This is a genomic window from Candidatus Arthromitus sp. SFB-mouse-Japan (assembly GCF_000270205.1).
GTDB lineage: Bacteria > Bacillota > Clostridia > Clostridiales > Clostridiaceae > Dwaynesavagella.
This window is the reverse complement of the sequence record NC_015913.1, coordinates 1,600,833-1,620,005: the sequence shown is the minus strand read 5'-3', so window position 1 is coordinate 1,620,005 and position 19,173 is coordinate 1,600,833. Positions and strand designations below refer to the sequence as shown.

Sequence of the window (19,173 nt, the reverse complement as noted above, 5' to 3'; positions counted from 1 at the left end):
AAACATTACCTCCAATAAATAAAAAATTTTGATATGATTAATAATTAACAAATTAATAACAAGTTATAAACAAAGATATATATTGAATATATATTTAAAATAATAGTATGTATAAGTTCAAAAAAAAATATCTATAAGAAAGTTATAAACAAAACATTAACTACAAAAAATGCAGTAAAAATCATAAGAATAAAACAAAATACACAAATATTTAAACAATAATTTGAGTTGTTGATAAAAATATTAAAATTAAATATAGTTATCAACAAGTAAGAACATAATATCATAATATTGTACACTCGTTCAATAATTAATTAGATAAATTAAAGTTTGTAAAATAATAATTGACACAATTAGAAATTAGATATATAATTTACAAAAGTGAAAGTTTAGAAATTAATTAAAATGGGGTGGTTTCATGTTTATGACATATCAACCAAAAAAGAGACAGCGTAAAAAGGAGCATGGATTTAGAAAAAGAATGAGAACTGCTTCTGGAAGAGCTATCATAAAAAGAAGAAGACTAAGAGGAAGAAAAAAGTTAACTTATTAATATGAAATATCAAAGAGGCACTTTTTATTTCAAAAATGTGCCTCTTTGATATTTTGAGGGAGATTACATTTTAATTATGAAGGTTTATAAAATTAAGAAAAATTATGATTTTAGAATTGTATATAATAGAGGAAGATCATTTTCTAATAAATTATTTATACTATATATATATAAAAATAAAAAAAATTTAGATATTAATAGACTAGGTATAAGTGTAAGTAAAAAAGTAGGCAAAAGTGTTATTAGAAATAAAATAAGGAGACTTATTTATGAGGTTTATAGGTTAAATTTGCATAAATTAAAAAATGGATATGATATAGTATTTATTGTAAGAATGGCAGCTAAAGATAGAATTTACGGAGAGATAGAGAAGAGTATTAATGATTTGTTTAATAAGAGTTTAATATTGTTATGAGGTATGAAAAGCTTATTATAAGAATAATAAAAATTTATCAAAAATATATATCATCTTATACAATGCCTAGGTGTAAGTTTTATCCAACATGTTCTAATTATGCTATTTTAGCTTATAAGAAATACGGTTTTATTAAGGCTACTTTTTTAGTGATTGTAAGGATTTGTAAATGTAATCCATTCTTCAAAGGGGGATATGATCCATTAAAATAAACAATGTACTTTTTATATTTTTTGTATTAGAATTATAATGTATTGATAGTTTTAAGGGGGATTAATAATTGTTTGATAGTATAATTAATTTATTGATTAAGGGGTTTGAGGGATTACATAATGTGGTTTTCAATATTATTCCAAATGTTAATTTATCATATGGGTTAACAATTATATTAGCTATAATAATTATAAAAGTAATTACCCTACCATTACATATAAAACAAGTAAAGACAACAAAAGTTTTACAAAAAATACAACCAGAGCTTCAAAAAATACAAGCAAAGTATAAATCTGATCCACAAAAACAGCAACAACAAATATTACAATTATATAAAGATTATAAAATCAATCCATTATCTGGATGTTTACCTACATTTATACAATTGCCGATACTTTTATTATTTTTTCAATTATTTTTGAGATTACCAGGTTTACAGGAAAATACGATTTCATTTTTATGGATTCCTAATTTAGCGACTAAAGATCCGTATTTTATACTGCCAATATTGGCTGTTATAACTGGTTTTTTACAAGGCAAATTAAGTATACCTACACCAGTATCGGAAGATAGTAAAACTCAAGCTCAACAAAGTAGGATTATGAATATTGTATTATCAGTTATGCTTGGGGTATTTACAATATCTGTTTCCTCAGCAGTAGGAATATACTATGTTTTTTCTAACATAATTTCAATTATAATAAGTGTTATAATAAATAATGTATTTAGAAATAATGATAAGGTAATATTAAAAAATTAGTTATAGGGTTGTTTGTAAGACAACTCTTTTTTTATTTGGAGGTAGGAAGTAATGAGTACGATTGTTGGATTAGCAACAGCATTATCTAGTAGTGCTGTAAATATAATAAGAATTTCTGGAGATAAGAGTTTAGAGATTGCAGAAAAAATTTTTCATACTAAAAAAGAATTAAATCCAAATGAAATTAAGTATGGATTTATAAAATATGATGGGGAGATTTATGATGAGGTATTAGTAAGTTTTATGAAGGCACCAAAAAGTTTTACAGGTGAGGATATAATAGAAATTAATTGTCATGGTGGAAGACTTATCACTAATAAAATACTTAATTTAGTTGTTAGTCTTGGAGCTAGAGTGGCTGATCATGGAGAATTTACAAAGAGAGCATTTATTAATGGTAAAATAGATTTGACAAAGGCAGAATCAATAGTGGATTTAATTTATGCTAAGTCAGATATTGAGCTCAAATGTGCTATTAATCAAAAATTAGGTAAATTATATAATAAATTAAAAATAATTAAAGATGATATTTTAAATATAATTTCTAAAATAGAAGTAATTATTGATTTTGAAGATGAGGTAGAGGAAATATATTCAGATGATATAAGAAAGAATTTGATAAATATTATAGAGAGTGTAAATGATATACTAAAGTATAAGGATCAAGGCAATTTAATAAAAGAAGGTATTTCTACTTGTATTGTGGGCAAACCGAATGTTGGGAAATCATCATTGTTAAATTATTTTTGTAGATTTGATAAGGCAATTGTAACAGATATTCCTGGAACTACTAGAGATGTGATAGAAGAGAGTGTTAATTTTAGAGGGATTATATTAAATTTATTTGATACTGCTGGAATAAGGGAAAGTGCAGATATAGTAGAAACTATAGGTATTAATATGGCAATGAAGAAGATAAGTGAAAGTGATTTGATATTATTTTTATTAGATGGAACAAGGGAGCTTAGTGAGGATGATTTTAAAATATATGATTTGGTAAAAAATAAAAATGTAATTGTTATAATAAATAAGTGTGAAATTAAGAATTTAATTGATAAAAATTATGTAAGTAGACATCTTGAAGATTTATTAATAGATAATATAATTAATTTATCAGTTAAGGATGATATAGGATTCGAGGACTTAGAAAAAATTATTAGAGATAAATTTATATTAAACGATTTGGATTTTATAGGGGATTCTATAGTTTTAACTAATTCACGTCATGTTGAGGCTTTGAATAATGCAAGAATATTTTTAAATAATGCTATAACTTCGTTAAGCAATTCTATTCCGTTAGATATTGTATCTATAGATGTTAGAAGAGCATTAAGTTTTGTAATGAATATAACAGGGGAAGATGTAACAGAATCAATTATTGACAACATATTTTCGAAATTTTGTATTGGAAAGTAGGTAATTTATGAGTTATTTAAGGGGAGAGTTTTCTGTAGTTGTTATAGGTGGAGGACATGCTGGCATTGAGGCATCTCTTGCTTCTGCAAGAATGGGAGTTAAAACTTTACTTATAACATTAAATTTAGATTCAATTGGATTTATGCCTTGTAATCCTAGTATAGGAGGAACTGCAAAAGGACATCTGGTGAGAGAAATTGATGCGTTAGGTGGACAGATGGGATTAAGTGCGGATAAGTGTGTTATTCAAGCAAGAATGCTTAATATGTCAAAAGGACCTGCAGTTCATTCATTAAGATTCCAAATAGATAAAGTACAATATCAAAACTACATGAAATATATTTTGGAAACTCAAGAAAATTTAAGTATAGTTCAGGGAGAAGTTAAGGATATAGATATTGAGAAAAATAAAATAAAGGGACTAAAATTAACAACGGGTTCTTATTTTAAATGTAAGTCTATAGTAATTTGTACAGGTGTATATTTAAATTCTAAGGTTATAATTGGTGATAATATATTTGATTCAGGTCCCAATGGTTTATCAAATTCGAAGTTTTTAACAAGTAAATTGGTTGATTTGGGAATGAGTATAAGGAGGTTTAAAACAGGAACCCCCGCTAGAGTAAATAAGTTGAGTATTGATTTTTCGAAAGTAGAAGTTCATGCAGGTGATTATGAAATAACTCCATTTTCATTTCTTAATAAAAATATAGATAGAAAACAGGTAGATTGTTATTTAACTTATACTAATTCTGAAACACATAATATAATAAAGAATAACATAGATAAATCACCAATTTATAATGGAACTATAAGTGGTATTGGACCCAGGTATTGTCCATCAATTGAAGATAAAATAATGAGATTTGGTGACAAAAATAGGCATCAAATTTTTATAGAGCCAGAAGGATTAAATACAAATGAAATGTATTTACAAGGAATGTCGTCATCTTTACCTGAAAACATACAAATTGAAATGATAAAAACTATAAGAGGTTGTGAAAATATTCAAGTAATGAGGACAGGTTATGCTATAGAATATGATGTTTTGGATACTAAAGAATTTAGACATACATTAGAATTAAAAAGTATTAGAGGATTGTTTTCAGCAGGACAGATAAATGGAACATCCGGATACGAAGAAGCAGCAGCACAAGGTATAGTAGCTGGAATTAATGCAGCATTATATGTGAAAAATAGATCGCCATTTATATTAGATAGAAGTGATGGATATATTGGGGTTTTAATTGATGATCTTATAAATAAAGGAACAAATGAACCTTATAGAATGATGACATCGAGAGCTGAGTATAGACTATTATTAAGACAAGATAATGCTGATTTAAGATTAACAGATAAAGGATATGAAATTGGTTTAGTAGATAATTATAGGTATAATATATTCAAATTAAAAGTAAAAATTTTAAACGATGAGTTAAATAGGATAAATAATGTGATAATAAATAATTCTTCTGAAACTAATAGAATATTAGAATCTATAAATTCAAAACCATTAAAAAAACCAACTACATTATATGAATTAATTAAAAGAACAGAATTAGACTATAATATTTTATACTTATTGGATAAAGATAGACCTACTATAATAGATAAAGATATAATTGATCAAATTAATGTGGTAATAAAATATGACGGTTATATAAAAAAACAAGAGGATGAGGTTAAAAACTTCAAAAAAATGGAGAATAAATTAATTCCATTAAATATAAATTATAGTGATATAAAAGGATTAAGACAAGAAGCAATTCAGAAATTAAATTCTATAAGACCAACTAGTATAGGTCAGGCTATGAGGATATCTGGGGTATCTCCAGCTGATATATCTGTTCTTATATTATATATTGAATTATTTAAGAGGAATAATATATGAAATACTTTGATATAATGAAAACATTTTGTTCTAAGTTAGATATAAATTTTTCAAATCAGATGTATGAAAAATTTAATATATATATGGAAATGTTAATAGAATACAATAAAAATATTAATTTAACAGCTATAAGAAATAGGGATGAAATTGTATCAAGACATTTTCTAGATTCTTTATCAATATTTAATTATAAAATTAAATATAATTCTAAGTTGTGTGATGTTGGAAGTGGAGCAGGATTTCCGGGGATACCCATAAAAATAATACGCGGTGATATTAATGTGGATTTAATTGAATCGATATCTAAGAAAACTAAATTTTTAAATAATGTAATAACTACATTAAATTTAGACAATATTAGAGTAATAAACATAAGGGTTGAGGAATTAGCACATAATAAAATTTATAGAGAAAAATATGATTATGTTGTGTCAAGAGCAATGGCAAGATTAAATGAATTATTAGAGTTGTCATTTCCACTTGTCAAAGTAAATGGTAAATACATAGCATTCAAAGGGTTAAAGTCAATGGTAGAGTTGAATGAAGCAATAAATGCCATTAGAATATTGGGAGGTGAATTTGAGAATATAATTAATATACCGGAGTTTAATAGTAATTTAATAGTAATAAACAAGGTATTTAAAACACCAGAATTTTATCCTAGAGAATATAGATTAATAGCTAAAAAGAGTTTATAGCGAGAGCTAAATTAGCTTTCGCTATAAATTTTTATATATACATAGATTTAATTTCTATGAATTCTTGACTATCCATTAGAGAATTTACAAAGTTTTCTATTGTTGAATTTTTAGATTTTATTTTATTGTACCAAAAATTTTTACCTTCATCATCGGGATATCTATAAAAAAATACTATATAGATATTATCAATAAAATTATTTATATTATCTGAAATAATTATAGTATTAGAATTTGGATTCAGATTATTATAATAAATATTTAAATCAGATTTAAATTCATTCCATAGAGCCCAGTTATTTTTACTCATTATATTTGGACAAACTTTTCTACTTGCATCATAGTGTCTCACAACATTTTTTATAGGAATATTATATTTTTTCATAAGGTATGCTGTTAATTCAATGGTTTTATCTAATGTTATACTGAAGTCACCATCTATATTAATACACATTTCAATTCCAATACTATTTTCATTTGTTATACCGTATTTTCCTTTACCGTCTCCACAGTGCCATGCTTTGTCTGAGTCTTTAATAATTCTCAATATTTGGGTATCATCAACAAAATAGTGAGCTGATGCTTGTCTGTCAGCTGAATTAAAAAATGAGAAATGGGCATTTGCATCTGCTCCTTTGGATGTGTTTCCAGTATCGTGTATAACAATATATTCTATTTTAGTTTCTTGTCTTGATGAAAAATTATATCTAACTAGATTTTCGTTTATTTTCATAAAGAGCATCTCCAAATATTATTACATAGATAAAGTTATGTTAAATATTATTAAATATGATTAAAAAAATTACAGAATAATTAAAAATATATTAGATAGAATATTAATTAAGGAGATGGTAATATTGATAAAATATATTAAATTATTTTTTTTGAATATATTTATACTTATTGGAATGTATAATTTAAGTGCACATAGTATCTTGGAATTATCTAATCAAGAAAAATTTTTTTTAAGAGTAAGTGAAAAATATGATATAGAATTAAATAAAAAATGGGTGGAAACTCTCAAAGAGAAAGAAGATATCGTAAGACATATAAAGAAAAATAATCAATATGATAAATATAAAGAGTATATGGAGAGTATTAAAAAAAGTGATTCATTTAGACTTAAAAATAAATATATACGGAATTTGAATCAAAGTATAAAGTATGGGAACAAAAAAAAAATAAAAAGATATTTAATTTTGTTATTAAATATCTTCATTGAAGAAAATAAAAATATGAAAGAGTATTTTTATTTAAATTATACGTCTTTTGAATATATTAAATCTAATATTCTATTTAAATCTTCTACTGAGTAATATTCTATTTGAATATTACCTTTATTTTTTTTGTTATGTATTGATACTTTTGTTCCAAAATAGTTTTCTAAATTGAGCTTCAAATCATTTATATATACATCATTTTTACAGTTAATTTTTTCTTTAGGTTTTGAGAATATAGATTGAATTAATTTTTCCGTTTGTCTCACATTAAGATCTTCATCTATTATTTTATTAGATATTTCTATCTGAAGGTGTTCATCTTTTACTCCAGCTAAAATTTTACCATGCCCCTCTGTTATATCTTCATTTAATATATAATCTTGAACTATAGAAGATAATTTTAATAATCTTAGCTTATTGGTTATAGAAGTTCTTGAAATAGATAATTTTTCTGACAGACATTCATGAGTAATATTAAAATTGTCTATAAGATTTTTGAATGCCCTAGCTTCTTCTATTGGATTTAAATCATCTCTTTGTATGTTTTCTATAAGAGATAATTCAAGTATCTCATCAGTAGATTTTTCAATAATTATACATGGTATTTTATCAAGTTTTATTATTTTAGCTGCCCTATACCTGCGCTCACCAGCAACTATCAAATATTTACCATTAGATTCACTAACAATTAGTGGTTGAATTATTCCATGAATTTCGATGGATTTACTTAGGTCGTGCAAACTAGAATCATTAAAATGTTTGCGAGGTTGATTAACATTAGCATATAGTAATTCAATATTTAAGAGGGTATAATTATTAGGATCAGAATTTTTATTTTCATAATTCGGTATTAGAGAATTCAATCCTTTACCTAGAACATTTTTTTTCATAGACCACTTCTCCTTTGTTTGAAAATGAATTCTTTAGCTAAAGCTTTATAAGAAATGGCGCCTTTACATTTTTCATCATACAACATAATAGGAAGGCCATAGCTAGGAGATTCAGCGAGTTTAATATTCCTAGGGATTATAGTGGAATACACTTTATCCTTAAAAAATTTATTAACTTCAGATACAACTTCATTACTAAGCTTTGCACGTGAATCAAACATATTAAGAATAACTCCTTCAATATAGAGAGACTTATTAAGAGATTGATTAACCAGATTTATCGTATTTATTAATTGACTTAAACCTTCTAAAGCATAAAACTCACATTGTATAGGAATTATAAGACTATCGCTAGCAACCAAAGAGTTTAAGCTTAAAAAGCCTAAAGAAGGCGGACAATCGATAAAAACGAAGTCAAAAGAATTATTTAATTTGGCAATATATTCTTTCAACAGGAATTCTCTGTTTTTGATATTAATTAACTCTACTTCTGCTGCAGCAAGATTTATACTAGAAGGGATGAGATATAGATTTTTAATTATATCACTTTCAATTATTAATGAGTTAATATCTCTATCATAGACAAATAAATCATACATTGACCAATTGAATTTGTTTTTATCAACACCTAAACCACTAGAAGCATTACCCTGAGGATCCATGTCAATAACTAGGGTTTTAAAACCTTCTAAAGACAGATAACTAGCCAAATTAATATTAGTAGTTGTTTTACCAACACCACCTTTTTGATTAAACACACATATTTTTTTCATACTAAATTTAAACACCACCTTTTATGTTCTACGTGAAACATTACAAATTTTTTTAATGGATGAAACCAGATAATTAACATCTTTAACATCGTTAAAGATTGAGGGACTTATACGGATACAGCCTAATGGGTATGTATTAATAATTTTATGGGTATTTGGAGAACAGTGCAAGCCAGATCTAACACATATGCCATAATATTTGTTCAACATATGTGCGGCTACATCTGGAGATAAATTTTTAAAATTAATACACAGATTAGAATTTTGATGTTTTAAAAGGACGTTGTTTATTATAATTATATCATTAATATTAGAAAGTTGGTCATATATATTTTTAACAACCTCCTTTTTTTTATCGTATATAAAATTTAAACCACATGTATTTATAAATTTTACACCATTTAGTAAAGAATAAATACCGATCATGTTATGTGTTCCAATTTCAAAATAGTCAGGCATATCGGATTTAGACAATAATGATGATGAAGAGCTTCCAGTTCCACCCAAAAAATAATTATCACACACATTTAAAAGTTCATTTGATATTATAAATCCACCAATTCCAGAGGTTGAAAATAAGTTTTTATGGCCAGTAAAAATTAATGCTGAGAAATAAATTTTAGTTAGGTCTATATTTACAAGACCTGCACTTTGAGCTATATCTAAAATTAAGAAAATTTTCAATTTTTTACAAATATCAGATAATTTTTCAATGTTTTGGATATTACCTAAAACGTTAGACATATGAGATATTACTATAAATTTTGTTTTAGATGTTATTTTACAATATAGTTCATTGAAATTTAAGAACATATTTTGGTCACAACTAATTATGTCTAGTGTTATTTTATTTTTATTTTTTAAATTAATTAGTGGTCTTAAGGTGCAGTTATGATCTAAGTTTGAAACCAAAAAATGGGGTATATCATTAAAAATATTTGAATTTACGATGCTTTGAAGTAGTATATTGAATGCATAGGTTGCATTATATGAAAACACTATATTTTCAGGAGAATCAAATTTAAAGAAATCACACAATAATTCTCGGCATTCAAAGAGAATTTTACTAGATTTTATTGATAAATCGTAATATCCTCTACTTGGACTAGCTCCAATATTGATAGAGAAATTATTTATAGAATCTATTACGTTCTGAGGTTTTGGAAAACTTGTTGAAGAATTATCAAAATATAAATTCATAAATTTATCACCCAATATTAATATATCAGAAATTATATAATAATTTAAAGGAGTTAGAATATGGAATATATATTAATTTTTTCAAATACATATAGAGCTTTAAAGTGTGAAAAAATTTTGAATGATATTAAAATAAGATTGACTATAGTACCTGTGCCATCACACATAACTAGCAGTTGTGGTATCGGTATTGGAATTAATAAAGAAGATTTAAATGATATAATTAAGCTTATAAATGACAAAAAAATAATTGTTAAAGATATATATGATAATATTAATAAAAAGAAATTGGAGGATATATAAATAAATTTGATTATAACATTTAAAAATGCTATAATTCAGGTATTGCCCTGCTACTTATTATGTAGCCTTAAGTCCAGAGGGAGGTGAGAATGTGAGGAAATATGAAACTGTTTTTATACTAAATCCAGATAGTACTGAAGAAAAGATATCTGATATCGTAAATAAAGTAACTAATATTATAGAAAATTATAATGGTGATATAGAAGGTATTGATCATTGGGGAAGGAAAAAATTAGCTTACGAAATAAATAAAAAAAGTGAAGGATATTTTATTTTAATAAATTTTTCAAGTAGTGAGGATTTGCCTAAGGAATTAGATAGAAATTTTAAAATAATGGATGATATTATAAGACATATAATAGTAAATAGAAAATAGAGGTATATCCATGAATAAAGTGATCTTAATAGGTAGATTAACTAAAGATCCTGAATTGAGATTTACACCAAGCGGTACGGCAGTATCAACAATTACACTAGCTATTGATAGAAAAATTAATTCCAAGGAACAACAAAAAAGTACTGATTTTATACAAGTTATAATTTGGGGTAAGCAAGCTGAAGCTACAGCTAATTATATAAATAAAGGATGTAAATTTGCTGTTTGTGGTAGAATTCAAACGAGAACTTATATTGATAAAGACAATAATAAAAGATATGTAACGGAAGTTGTAGCAGATGAGGTATCATTTATAGAATGGGGTAATAAATCATCTTATAGGAAGTTATCAGATAATGATGATTTTGGTAATGGTGTTGATTATGGTGATATTCCTATTGGAGATGATATGACCTTAATTGATGATGATGTTCCGTTTTGATAAAATTATAGGAGGTGGAATGATGAATAATGTTTCTCAGACAAGTAATGTTTCTAACAAGCAACAAGAAATTAAAAAAAACAATTTTAGGATGAGGAAAACAAGAAAGAAAGTGTGTTCCTTTTGTGTTGAAAAGTCTGATTTTATAGATTATAAAGATGTTAATAAATTAAGAAAGTTTGTTACGGAGAGAGGTAAGATTTTACCAAGAAGAATATCAGGTACATGCGCGAGACATCAGAGAGAAGTTACAAGAGCTATAAAACTTGCCAGGAATATAGTTTTGCTTCCTTTTACAACAGATTAAGAGGGAGGGATTTTATCCCTCCCTCTTAATCTGTTGTTTTTGAATTCGTATATCTTCATGAACGAAAAAGTTATGAATTCTAAAGTTTCCTACAATACGAGAAAATATTCTATCAGAATATGTTTGCTGTAAATCTCTAAGGGTAAAATTAGTAGAAATAATCATTCTTTTATCCAACATTAATTTTTTGTTAATAAAATTAAAAAGAATTGAGTTATATAATTTGTTTTGGTTCTCTGTACCTAGATCATCAATTATAAGTAAATCACATTGCATTAGAAATGAATCATTAATATTTTCATTAAAATTATTTACATTTTTATTAGTGTAGTAATGGAATAATTCTATTAATAAATCTTCAGAAGTTTTATATAGTACTGAATATCCTTTATCTAATAAATCTTTAGCTATACAATGAGTCATAAAGGTTTTACCACTTCCACATTCTCCATTAAATAGTAAATTTAATTTATTTGTTTTAAATGTTTTTATATAATTTAAAATATTAGTGTATATGTTTTTTATATTATTACTTGGTGATATTTTGTTGTTTTGAGTGATATTGTCAGAATAAAAAGAAAAGTTAAAATTTTCGAAATTATTTTTTAGTATAGATAATTTTAGCTCTGAGTCATTTAAGTAAAGTTTAGTTAGATTTGTTATTAAACAAGAACATTTTTCATTTAATATATACCCAGTATCATTACACATATTGCAATTATAAATATTATCCAAATAATTATCTGGAAAATTTAAGTTATTTAATATGGTTTTAAGTCTACTTCTTATTTCATTTATTTTTATTTTTAATTGATTTGATGTGATATTATTATTTGATTTTATTAATTGAAATGTTAACTTTTTTATATTATTATTTAAGGTTCTTAATTCTGGATTAATGTTATATACATTTTCTAATCTTTTAATATGTTCTTTTAAATTATTCGATCTTATTTCTTGATATAAATTATTTAATTTTTCACCATATCCTTTAATCATTTGTATTATTTCCTTCATAGTTATTTTGAGTCAATATTTTTTCAAGTTTCTCATAGTCATAGTCTCTTTGCGGGAAATTTGAAAATGAATTTTTATTAATAGATTTATTTGAAAAATTTTTTGATATTGAATTTTTATTTGATTCATATTTTTCCAAATCTTTAAGAGAAAATATATTTGAATTTTTAAAGTTGTTTAATATACCATCAATATAATTTAGATCAGGTTTTGATAATTTTGAACAGCATATGTCACATGCTTTATAAATTAGTTCTAGGGGCATATTATAAGTTATAAGCCATTTATTAAATAATTCTTCATGAGGTTTGCTAATTTCAGTATCAGTTAATCCTATATAATTCAGTATTTTTTTTATATTAGAAAATTGTTTCTCTCTTTTTTCTGTATACACCATAGCCTGATCAAGGGTATTAATATTTAAATCAGACCATGAAATGGCAACCTTTTCTATATACCTAAAATCTTTTTTATTTTTATTTACGCAATAACTTATTAAGTAGAGAATTAATTCATATGAAAATTTATAATTTTTGGTCCAATTTATGTATGTTTCCATTTCCTTTTGTGATAGTGGTCTACCTATAGTTGTTTCAATATCTCTAAAAAAATCTATAAGATTGTTATCATTTATTTGATCTATTAAATTTAAGGATGATGTATAGTTATTTGATTCTGATAATTGATTAAATTCAACATTAGAAATTTTATTGTCTAATGTTGAAATTTTTATTAATCCTAAATCATTCCAATAATTAAGAGCATTTTTGACATCAGATTCTAATAAATTAAGAGTTTTAGCAATAAAAGATGTATTGAATCCTAGCTCTCCAGAAGATGCGTATTTGAGAATAAGGATATATATTTTCACATACTCTCCACGAGCAGTAGGTAAAAAATTATCAATAAAACTATTATCGATTAAAGTGTAGTTTACAAATGGAGAAGTTAATTTATATAAACTCATTTGATTTTGCCTTTCTAAAATAAATTTTGAATTAAATTATAACATTTTTTTTTCCAGGTAAGAATAAAAAAAGGAATATTTTATAAAAAATGTATAAATAATAGTCAAAAAAGATATAGGAGATGACGTAAAATTTATGCATAATTTTAAAGGTAAAATAAATATTGGGAATATAATTTTTGCTATTAATATTATCTTTATAATATTAATACTTTACTTAATATCTGGTAAAACCTTAGGTTATGTAATTTTGGTTAATGGAAATCAGATTGGAGTTACAAAAAATAAAAAAATATTTAATGAATATTATGAGGAAAAATTGCACAATAATAATATCAAATCACAGGAAATTGTAAAAATGGATTCTTTAGATTTTAAAATAGGATTAGTTAATAAGATAGAATGTTTATCTGTTGATGAAACTATTAAAATTTTAGATGAAAATTTAGACTTTTATATTAAAGCTTATAGTTTATTTCTTGGTGATAAAAAAATTGCAAACATAGATAATAGGGATGTATTCAATAATGTAAAGAAGAGATTATTTGATTATTATATAGGAAAGCACAATTTAAATGATATTCCTATTAATTGGATTAAGATTAAAGAAAAAGTTGAATTTAGTGAAGAAGTTTTAAGTTTTAAAGATACCATGAATGAAGATCAATTATATGACTTTATTTTAAGTAATAATGAAAACAACAATATTTTAGCTACCGTCGAAATAGTAGCTAGTAAGACTTTTTTGGAAAATATTGAAGGAAATAAAGTACAAATCATGAAACTCTATAATCAAAGCAGTAATAAAGAGAAAATATACCAGAATGGATTTGATCGTGAAGTTGTTAGAGAAATTACTTATAATAATGATAAGTATGTGGGGATGAAGAAAGTATCTACTAAGATGTTAAGATCTCCTTTAAATGAGGTTCAAAATGGTGAATTATTCTATTTAAATAATCCTTCTAAAGGCAATGTAATAACTTCTCCTTTTGGATTAAGGTGGGGTGGAGAGAAACATCATGGGATTGATATTGCAGGTGATATAGGTGATCCTATATTTGCAGCAGAATCTGGGTTTGCAAATTTGGTGTCATATAATAATGTATATGGCAATTATATGAAATTAAATCACGGAAAAGGAGTTGAAACATTATATGGACATTGTGATGTTATGTTTATAAAGGAAGGTGAATATGTGAAAAAGGGTCAGATAATAGGAGAGATAGGTAATACTGGCAGAAGCACTGGACCGCATTTGCATTTTGAAGTGAGGGTTAATGGCAAAGCAGATAATCCATTAAATTATGTAGCATATTAGAATAAATAAACAATATTAATATTGTTTATTTATTCTAATAATTGGGTTAAGTTGATTGTACCTAATCCTTGTATAGAATCATCTAAATTGTTAGTTTTATTACAACTTATTTTTAGTAAAGACATAACATCATTTATATTTACTGATATGTTTTTTTGTTTAAGTAATGTTATCAAAGCACATACATAAGCACATGAACAGGAGGTACCAAAATACTCAATTAATGAATTATTGGGTTTAGTTGGATATATATATTGATTATTTTTTTCTGGAACATACTTGGTATTTATATTTTGCAAATAGATATTTTCGTAAATAGATACTATATTAGGTTTAATAAATTTATTACTATAAATACCTTTTGATGAATCTTTGAAGTTAATACCTCCTACTACAAGGCAATTATCAAGTAATGATAGACCTTTTAGTGAACAGTAATTAGTTGAATTATTTCCTGATGGTACTAATACAATAATATTAGATTTGGATATTTTATCTATTAAAATTTGGAATATATCTAGTATAAATTTATTAAATTCATGAAGTTCAAATGGAAGGTATAATATTTGAATATTAAATTTAGCAGAAATTTCATATATTAAATCAATAGCTTTAAAAATCAATGAGCAATACGATTTATTGTATTTATCAAATGTTTTGATTACACAAAAGTCGCATTCTGAGGAATTTTTAAGTACGGTGTTTTTATATATGAAGTTTCCACCTATTATATTACACATAGCTGTACCATGTCCATTATCATCATATGGATATGAAATGTTGTTTATAAAATCTTTAAATAATACTATTCTATTTTTTGGTTTAATAAAAATATTTAATGGATAAATTCCTGAATCTATTATACCTATGCGTATGTTTTTACCAGTTAAGTTAGTGTTATATGGCATAGTTTTATAATTGGGTTTTTCAATTTCTGAATATAATTTGTTTCCACATAAGAAAACTTCAGAGTCAAAAGAAATGTATTTAACTTCAGGGGAATTTATTAACATGTTTAATAATTTATGAGATACTATACAACATATGATATTTAAATCGCACATATGGTGTATTAGAGTACAATTTTGATTGTCTTGGATTTTTTTTATTATTTTTGGAGAGCTATTGTTTAGTTCTAATATTATTCTGTAATTAGTAAGTGTACGTTTGTTAAATATATTTAAAAGATTAGTGTGTATTTTATTTTTAATAGTAATCATAAAAATCACCTTAAAATTAATATATAATTTAGTTTATTATATTGATTAATTAAGGTGATTTTTTTATATATTTTTTAAATTTATGGATTCTATTGGAGTATTTTTTTTGCTATTTTCTCTAAATATATTTATTGATGAAATCTTTATATATGATGGGAAAAATAAATCATCTATATTTATATTCAGTTTGTTGATAGTTGTATATTCTATGAATAAATAATCCCATTTATTCAGTTTACTATACTTAATATTATTGGTTATAAAATATTCTTCTAACAACCTCTGTATTGATGATATGAAACCAAGAGGTTTTATAAGTAAATAAACTATTTTATTTTGAAATTTAATATCAGATACATTAATTCTGAATGTTTGAAATTTTTGTAGTTTTTTTAATAACTGTGGATTGAATTTAATATAATCATTGTAATTAAAGCTAATTAATGGTACGTAAAATATATTTTTATTTTTTATTTGATTATATTTTTTTGAAATTTTATGTTCAAAATATTTTAAGTCTTTTATAGAATTATCTGTAAGTCCACACTTAATAATATATTTCATATTAATATAGGTATATGAACCTAAAATCCTCCTCTAAATGTAATAATAGGATTATAACATAATATAGAATAAAAAAATAATAAGAATTAATAATAAAATAGTGAGTTTGTTTTAAGATAGAGGTAAAAAAATGTTGAAGAATAACAATATATTGTGTAATGTAGTAGAATGTAAATTTAATGACAAAAATCAATACTGTACTTTAGACAAAATAAAGATAACTAAACATGATGCAATAGTCAAAAATATAGAGTCAACAGATTGTGCAAGTTTTCAGTCTATGAAATAGTGATGAAGCATTCCTATACTATAATTAATTGTAGTTAGTGGGGAATGCTTTATTTTTTGATATGAATAAAATTATTTAAACGAAGAAATAATAATAACTAAAATTTAGAAAAATATTAGGTTGATTGTTAAGAATATTGACAAAAAACACCAATAAAATTAGAATATTTAGGAGCGACTTTAAAAAAGTTTAATAAGAATTGTTTATGAGATATTTTTATTATATTTAAACTCAATTTAAAGTAGGGAGAATAGATGGAAAAGATTATAATAAATGGATCTAATCCACTTTATGGAAGTATAGAAATTAGTGGTGCGAAGAATGCAGCAGTTGCTGTGATACCAGCTACAGTTATGTGTAGTGAAGGAATTTGTGTAATAGATAATATGCCTGATATAGAAGATGTAAATAAATTAGTGAGAATATTGAGGACTTTGGGATCTAATGTACGAAAAATAAATAATACATTAATAATAGATAACTCTGATTTACAAAGTTATCGAGCTGATAGTGATGATGTACATAATATGAGAGCCTCTTATTATTTAATAGGTGCGCTATTAGCAAGATTTAAGAAAGCAATCGTAGATTTACCAGGAGGTTGTAGCATAGGTGATCGTCCTATAGACCAACATATAAGAGGGTTGGAGAAACTTGGTGTTAATATTAGGATTGAACATGGATCAGTGATTGCTGAAACTGATAAATTGGTTGGGAATAATATATTTTTTGATGTGGTAAGTGTAGGGGCAACTATAAATGTAATGTTAGCAGCATGTTTTGCAGATGGAGTTACTGTTCTTGAAAATGTTGCAAAAGAACCACATGTTGTTGATGTCGCGAATTTTTTGAATTTAATGGGAGCAAATATAAAAGGTGCAGGTACAGATATTATAAAAATAACTGGTGTTAATAGACTTTTAGGATGTAATTATTCAATAATACCAGATCAAATAGAAGCATCTACATACATGATGGCAACTGCAGCTTGTACAGGGGAAGTATTGATTAAAAATGTAATACCAAAGCATTTAGAGTCCATAACAGCAAAACTTATAGAAATGGGCGTAACTATTTTTGAATATGATGACAGTATTTTGGTTAAAAGTGTTGAACGTTTGAAAGGCGTAAATATTAAAACTGCGCCATATCCAGGATTTCCAACTGATGTACAACAAATAATAGGTGTCCTTATGAGTATTTCTGAAGGGACTAGTATTATAAGTGAGAGTATATTTGAAAATAGATTTAAATATTTTGATGAATTAAAGAAAATGGGGGTAAATGTTAAGATTGAGGGAAGAGCTGCTATTATAAATGGAGTAAATAGGCTTACGGGATGTAAGCTTAGAGCTACAGATCTTAGAGCTGGGGCTGCTATGATTATAGCTGGATTAGTGGCAGAGGGAACTACAGAAATAGTTTCAATAAAACATATAGATAGGGGATATCCTCATATAGAAGAAAAATTTAGGAAATTGGGTGCTAATATATATAGAGAATACAGAAGTGATATTAAGGAATTTAAAAATATAATATAATTTATCTGGGGGTAAAATGAAATTTTGTTCTATAAGTAGTGGTAGTTCTGGTAATTGTTTTTTTGTTGGAAGTGATAGAACAAATATTTTAATAGATATAGGAATATCAAAAAAATCATTATTAAATGCTATTAATATGATTAATGTGAAACCTAATTTAATTAGTGGTATATTAATAACGCATGAACATTTAGATCATTATAAAGGAGCCAGTGTAGTATGTAAAAGTTTAGATATTCCATTGTATTTAAATGAATTGACATTTAAAAATATTGAGGATAAATTAAAAGGTGTAGAAAGAATAAACATAATAGATAATAAAGAATTTTCGATTGGTGATTTAGATATTAGAACCTTTAAATTACCTCATGATGCTGTTGATCCAATTGGCTATAGTATTTTAGATGGAACAAAAAAGTTGAGTATAGCTACTGATATTGGTTATATGTCAAAGGATGTTTTTGATAATATAAAAGATTCAGATGTGATATTGATTGAGAGTAATTATAATGAAGATATGCTTAGACTTAGTAATTATCCTTATTTTTTAAAAGAAAGAATACTTAGTGATCATGGGCATTTGTCAAATGAGGAATGCGCATTAACGATAGTTAAATTAGCAGAAATATCTTATAAAAGAGTTATTTTGGGACATTTAAGTATTACAAGTAATTTTCCTGAACTTGCATACAAAACTTCAGAAAAAATTATTTTAAATCATGGTATGAAAATTGGAAAAGATTTGAAGTTAACTATTGCACACAGAAGTTTACCAAGTAATTATATGAGGTTTTGAG

The 19,173-nt window shown here is 25.1% G+C and carries 24 protein-coding genes; 16 read left to right on the top strand and 8 right to left on the bottom strand.

Going from position 1 to position 19,173, the window contains the following annotated elements; genetic code table 11:
* Window positions 1–418: 418 nt before the first annotated feature.
* The 7 genes from rpmH (at window position 419) to rsmG (ending at window position 5,946) form a co-directional block, all read left to right on the top strand.
* Window positions 419–553: a 50S ribosomal protein L34 gene (gene rpmH / locus SFBM_RS07780; protein ID WP_005805011.1), complete on the top strand. Its 135-nt coding sequence runs from the start codon at window positions 419–421 to the stop codon at window positions 551–553.
* Between the two features lie 76 nt (window positions 554–629).
* Entirely contained in the window at window positions 630–968 is a 339-nt protein-coding gene (gene rnpA / locus SFBM_RS07775; protein ID WP_005805013.1) for a ribonuclease P protein component, read from the top strand.
* Entirely contained in the window at window positions 965–1,180 is a 216-nt protein-coding gene (gene yidD / locus SFBM_RS07770) for a membrane protein insertion efficiency factor YidD (RefSeq protein ID WP_005805014.1), read from the top strand. The genes rnpA and yidD overlap by 4 nt, the downstream gene beginning before the upstream one ends.
* A 68-nt stretch (window positions 1,181–1,248) precedes the next feature.
* Window positions 1,249–1,941: a membrane protein insertase YidC gene (gene yidC, locus SFBM_RS07765; protein WP_005805015.1), complete on the top strand. Its 693-nt coding sequence runs from the start codon at window positions 1,249–1,251 to the stop codon at window positions 1,939–1,941.
* Between the two features lie 51 nt (window positions 1,942–1,992).
* On the top strand, window positions 1,993–3,357 hold the full coding sequence (mnmE, locus tag SFBM_RS07760; protein ID WP_005805016.1) for a tRNA uridine-5-carboxymethylaminomethyl(34) synthesis GTPase MnmE: 1,365 nt from the start codon (window positions 1,993–1,995) through the stop codon (window positions 3,355–3,357).
* Window positions 3,358–3,364: 7 nt separating this feature from the next.
* Window positions 3,365–5,248, top strand: a complete 1,884-nt coding sequence (gene mnmG / locus SFBM_RS07755; RefSeq protein WP_005805017.1) for a tRNA uridine-5-carboxymethylaminomethyl(34) synthesis enzyme MnmG — start codon at window positions 3,365–3,367, stop codon at window positions 5,246–5,248.
* Complete coding sequence (rsmG, locus tag SFBM_RS07750; RefSeq protein ID WP_005805018.1) at window positions 5,245–5,946, top strand: 16S rRNA (guanine(527)-N(7))-methyltransferase RsmG; 702 nt, start codon at window positions 5,245–5,247, stop codon at window positions 5,944–5,946. The genes mnmG and rsmG overlap by 4 nt, the downstream gene beginning before the upstream one ends.
* Before the next feature lie 31 nt (window positions 5,947–5,977).
* Here rsmG and SFBM_RS07745 read toward each other — a convergent pair whose 3' ends face one another.
* On the bottom strand, window positions 5,978–6,679 hold the full coding sequence (locus tag SFBM_RS07745; RefSeq protein WP_007439967.1) for an N-acetylmuramoyl-L-alanine amidase: 702 nt from the start codon (window positions 6,677–6,679) through the stop codon (window positions 5,978–5,980).
* A gap of 115 nt (window positions 6,680–6,794) precedes the next feature.
* Between SFBM_RS07745 and SFBM_RS07740 the strand changes: the two genes are divergently transcribed.
* Window positions 6,795–7,262, top strand: coding sequence for a hypothetical protein (locus SFBM_RS07740; RefSeq protein ID WP_014518798.1), 468 nt, complete (start codon window positions 6,795–6,797; stop codon window positions 7,260–7,262).
* Here the strand turns inward: SFBM_RS07740 and SFBM_RS07735 are convergent.
* Genes SFBM_RS07735 through SFBM_RS07725 form a run of 3 tightly spaced genes read right to left on the bottom strand, consistent with a single transcriptional unit; the run spans window position 7,205 to window position 10,029 of the window.
* A complete protein-coding gene (locus SFBM_RS07735; RefSeq protein WP_005805021.1) occupies window positions 7,205–8,056 on the bottom strand; it encodes a ParB/RepB/Spo0J family partition protein in 852 nt (283 codons plus the stop codon). The genes SFBM_RS07740 and SFBM_RS07735 overlap by 58 nt on opposite strands.
* Window positions 8,053–8,829, bottom strand: a complete 777-nt coding sequence (locus SFBM_RS07730) for a ParA family protein (RefSeq protein ID WP_005805022.1) — start codon at window positions 8,827–8,829, stop codon at window positions 8,053–8,055. Before SFBM_RS07730 ends, SFBM_RS07735 begins: the two co-directional genes overlap by 4 nt.
* Window positions 8,830–8,850: 21 nt before the next feature.
* Complete coding sequence (locus tag SFBM_RS07725) at window positions 8,851–10,029, bottom strand: aminotransferase class V-fold PLP-dependent enzyme (RefSeq protein WP_005805023.1); 1,179 nt, start codon at window positions 10,027–10,029, stop codon at window positions 8,851–8,853.
* A 60-nt stretch (window positions 10,030–10,089) separates the two neighbouring features.
* Between SFBM_RS07725 and SFBM_RS07720 the strand changes: the two genes are divergently transcribed.
* The 4 genes from SFBM_RS07720 (at window position 10,090) to rpsR (ending at window position 11,457) form a co-directional block, all read left to right on the top strand.
* The gene (locus SFBM_RS07720) at window positions 10,090–10,332 is read left to right on the top strand and encodes a DUF3343 domain-containing protein (protein WP_005805024.1); all 243 of its coding nucleotides are present in this window, start codon (window positions 10,090–10,092) and stop codon (window positions 10,330–10,332) included.
* Window positions 10,333–10,423: 91 nt separating this feature from the next.
* Entirely contained in the window at window positions 10,424–10,708 is a 285-nt protein-coding gene (gene rpsF / locus SFBM_RS07715) for a 30S ribosomal protein S6 (protein ID WP_005805025.1), read from the top strand.
* Between the two features lie 10 nt (window positions 10,709–10,718).
* Window positions 10,719–11,150 carry a single-stranded DNA-binding protein gene (locus SFBM_RS07710; RefSeq protein ID WP_005805026.1) on the top strand — a complete coding sequence of 144 codons (432 nt, stop codon included), beginning with the start codon at window positions 10,719–10,721 and terminating at the stop codon, window positions 11,148–11,150.
* Between the two features lie 91 nt (window positions 11,151–11,241).
* Entirely contained in the window at window positions 11,242–11,457 is a 216-nt protein-coding gene (gene rpsR, locus SFBM_RS07705) for a 30S ribosomal protein S18 (RefSeq protein WP_144238986.1), read from the top strand.
* Window positions 11,458–11,469: 12 nt separating this feature from the next.
* On the opposite strand, the gene SFBM_RS07700 is transcribed toward rpsR, so the two are convergent.
* Together SFBM_RS07700 and SFBM_RS07695 are read right to left on the bottom strand one after the other, a co-directional pair.
* Window positions 11,470–12,456 (bottom strand): ATP-binding protein, encoded by a 987-nt coding sequence (locus SFBM_RS07700; protein ID WP_014018083.1) that lies wholly within the window; start codon window positions 12,454–12,456, stop codon window positions 11,470–11,472.
* Entirely contained in the window at window positions 12,449–13,441 is a 993-nt protein-coding gene (locus tag SFBM_RS07695) for a DnaD domain protein (protein ID WP_005805029.1), read from the bottom strand. Before SFBM_RS07695 ends, SFBM_RS07700 begins: the two co-directional genes overlap by 8 nt.
* Window positions 13,442–13,577: 136 nt before the next feature.
* Between SFBM_RS07695 and SFBM_RS07690 the strand changes: the two genes are divergently transcribed.
* Window positions 13,578–14,762 (top strand): M23 family metallopeptidase, encoded by a 1,185-nt coding sequence (locus tag SFBM_RS07690; protein ID WP_005805030.1) that lies wholly within the window; start codon window positions 13,578–13,580, stop codon window positions 14,760–14,762.
* A 29-nt stretch (window positions 14,763–14,791) separates the two neighbouring features.
* On the opposite strand, the gene SFBM_RS07685 is transcribed toward SFBM_RS07690, so the two are convergent.
* Both SFBM_RS07685 and SFBM_RS07680 read right to left on the bottom strand, forming a co-directional pair.
* Window positions 14,792–15,982, bottom strand: coding sequence for a S8/S53 family peptidase (locus SFBM_RS07685; RefSeq protein WP_014018082.1), 1,191 nt, complete (start codon window positions 15,980–15,982; stop codon window positions 14,792–14,794).
* Window positions 15,983–16,045: 63 nt separating this feature from the next.
* Window positions 16,046–16,546 (bottom strand): hypothetical protein, encoded by a 501-nt coding sequence (locus SFBM_RS07680; protein ID WP_014018081.1) that lies wholly within the window; start codon window positions 16,544–16,546, stop codon window positions 16,046–16,048.
* Between the two features lie 130 nt (window positions 16,547–16,676).
* On the opposite strand from SFBM_RS07680, the gene SFBM_RS07950 reads away from it, so the two are divergent.
* The 3 genes from SFBM_RS07950 to SFBM_RS07670 all read left to right on the top strand — a co-directional run bounded on the left by SFBM_RS07950 (window position 16,677) and on the right by SFBM_RS07670 (window position 19,172).
* On the top strand, window positions 16,677–16,835 hold the full coding sequence (locus SFBM_RS07950) for a DUF1540 domain-containing protein (protein ID WP_005805033.1): 159 nt from the start codon (window positions 16,677–16,679) through the stop codon (window positions 16,833–16,835).
* A 254-nt stretch (window positions 16,836–17,089) separates the two neighbouring features.
* Window positions 17,090–18,376: a UDP-N-acetylglucosamine 1-carboxyvinyltransferase gene (locus SFBM_RS07675; RefSeq protein WP_014018080.1), complete on the top strand. Its 1,287-nt coding sequence runs from the start codon at window positions 17,090–17,092 to the stop codon at window positions 18,374–18,376.
* Between the two features lie 16 nt (window positions 18,377–18,392).
* Window positions 18,393–19,172, top strand: a complete 780-nt coding sequence (locus SFBM_RS07670; protein ID WP_005805035.1) for an MBL fold metallo-hydrolase — start codon at window positions 18,393–18,395, stop codon at window positions 19,170–19,172.
* Window position 19,173: the final 1 nt, after the last annotated feature.

Coding starts and splice junctions, on each gene's coding strand:
- SFBM_RS07735 (WP_005805021.1), bottom strand. CDS start 8,056: ATGAAAAAAAATGTTCTAGGTAAAGGATTGAATTCTCTAATACCGAAT.
- rsmG (WP_005805018.1), top strand. CDS start 5,245: ATGAAATACTTTGATATAATGAAAACATTTTGTTCTAAGTTAGATATA.
- SFBM_RS07695 (WP_005805029.1), bottom strand. CDS start 13,441: ATGAGTTTATATAAATTAACTTCTCCATTTGTAAACTACACTTTAATC.
- SFBM_RS07740 (WP_014518798.1), top strand. CDS start 6,795: ATGGTAATATTGATAAAATATATTAAATTATTTTTTTTGAATATATTT.
- SFBM_RS07950 (WP_005805033.1), top strand. CDS start 16,677: ATGTTGAAGAATAACAATATATTGTGTAATGTAGTAGAATGTAAATTT.
- rnpA (WP_005805013.1), top strand. CDS start 630: ATGAAGGTTTATAAAATTAAGAAAAATTATGATTTTAGAATTGTATAT.
- SFBM_RS07725 (WP_005805023.1), bottom strand. CDS start 10,029: ATGAATTTATATTTTGATAATTCTTCAACAAGTTTTCCAAAACCTCAG.
- SFBM_RS07720 (WP_005805024.1), top strand. CDS start 10,090: ATGGAATATATATTAATTTTTTCAAATACATATAGAGCTTTAAAGTGT.
- rpsR (WP_144238986.1), top strand. CDS start 11,242: ATGAGGAAAACAAGAAAGAAAGTGTGTTCCTTTTGTGTTGAAAAGTCT.
- SFBM_RS07700 (WP_014018083.1), bottom strand. CDS start 12,456: ATGATTAAAGGATATGGTGAAAAATTAAATAATTTATATCAAGAAATA.
- SFBM_RS07730 (WP_005805022.1), bottom strand. CDS start 8,829: ATGAAAAAAATATGTGTGTTTAATCAAAAAGGTGGTGTTGGTAAAACA.
- yidD (WP_005805014.1), top strand. CDS start 965: ATGAGGTATGAAAAGCTTATTATAAGAATAATAAAAATTTATCAAAAA.
- SFBM_RS07710 (WP_005805026.1), top strand. CDS start 10,719: ATGAATAAAGTGATCTTAATAGGTAGATTAACTAAAGATCCTGAATTG.
- mnmE (WP_005805016.1), top strand. CDS start 1,993: ATGAGTACGATTGTTGGATTAGCAACAGCATTATCTAGTAGTGCTGTA.
- rpmH (WP_005805011.1), top strand. CDS start 419: ATGTTTATGACATATCAACCAAAAAAGAGACAGCGTAAAAAGGAGCAT.
- SFBM_RS07745 (WP_007439967.1), bottom strand. CDS start 6,679: ATGAAAATAAACGAAAATCTAGTTAGATATAATTTTTCATCAAGACAA.
- SFBM_RS07685 (WP_014018082.1), bottom strand. CDS start 15,982: ATGATTACTATTAAAAATAAAATACACACTAATCTTTTAAATATATTT.
- SFBM_RS07675 (WP_014018080.1), top strand. CDS start 17,090: ATGGAAAAGATTATAATAAATGGATCTAATCCACTTTATGGAAGTATA.
- SFBM_RS07680 (WP_014018081.1), bottom strand. CDS start 16,546: ATGAAATATATTATTAAGTGTGGACTTACAGATAATTCTATAAAAGAC.
- mnmG (WP_005805017.1), top strand. CDS start 3,365: ATGAGTTATTTAAGGGGAGAGTTTTCTGTAGTTGTTATAGGTGGAGGA.
- SFBM_RS07690 (WP_005805030.1), top strand. CDS start 13,578: ATGCATAATTTTAAAGGTAAAATAAATATTGGGAATATAATTTTTGCT.
- SFBM_RS07670 (WP_005805035.1), top strand. CDS start 18,393: ATGAAATTTTGTTCTATAAGTAGTGGTAGTTCTGGTAATTGTTTTTTT.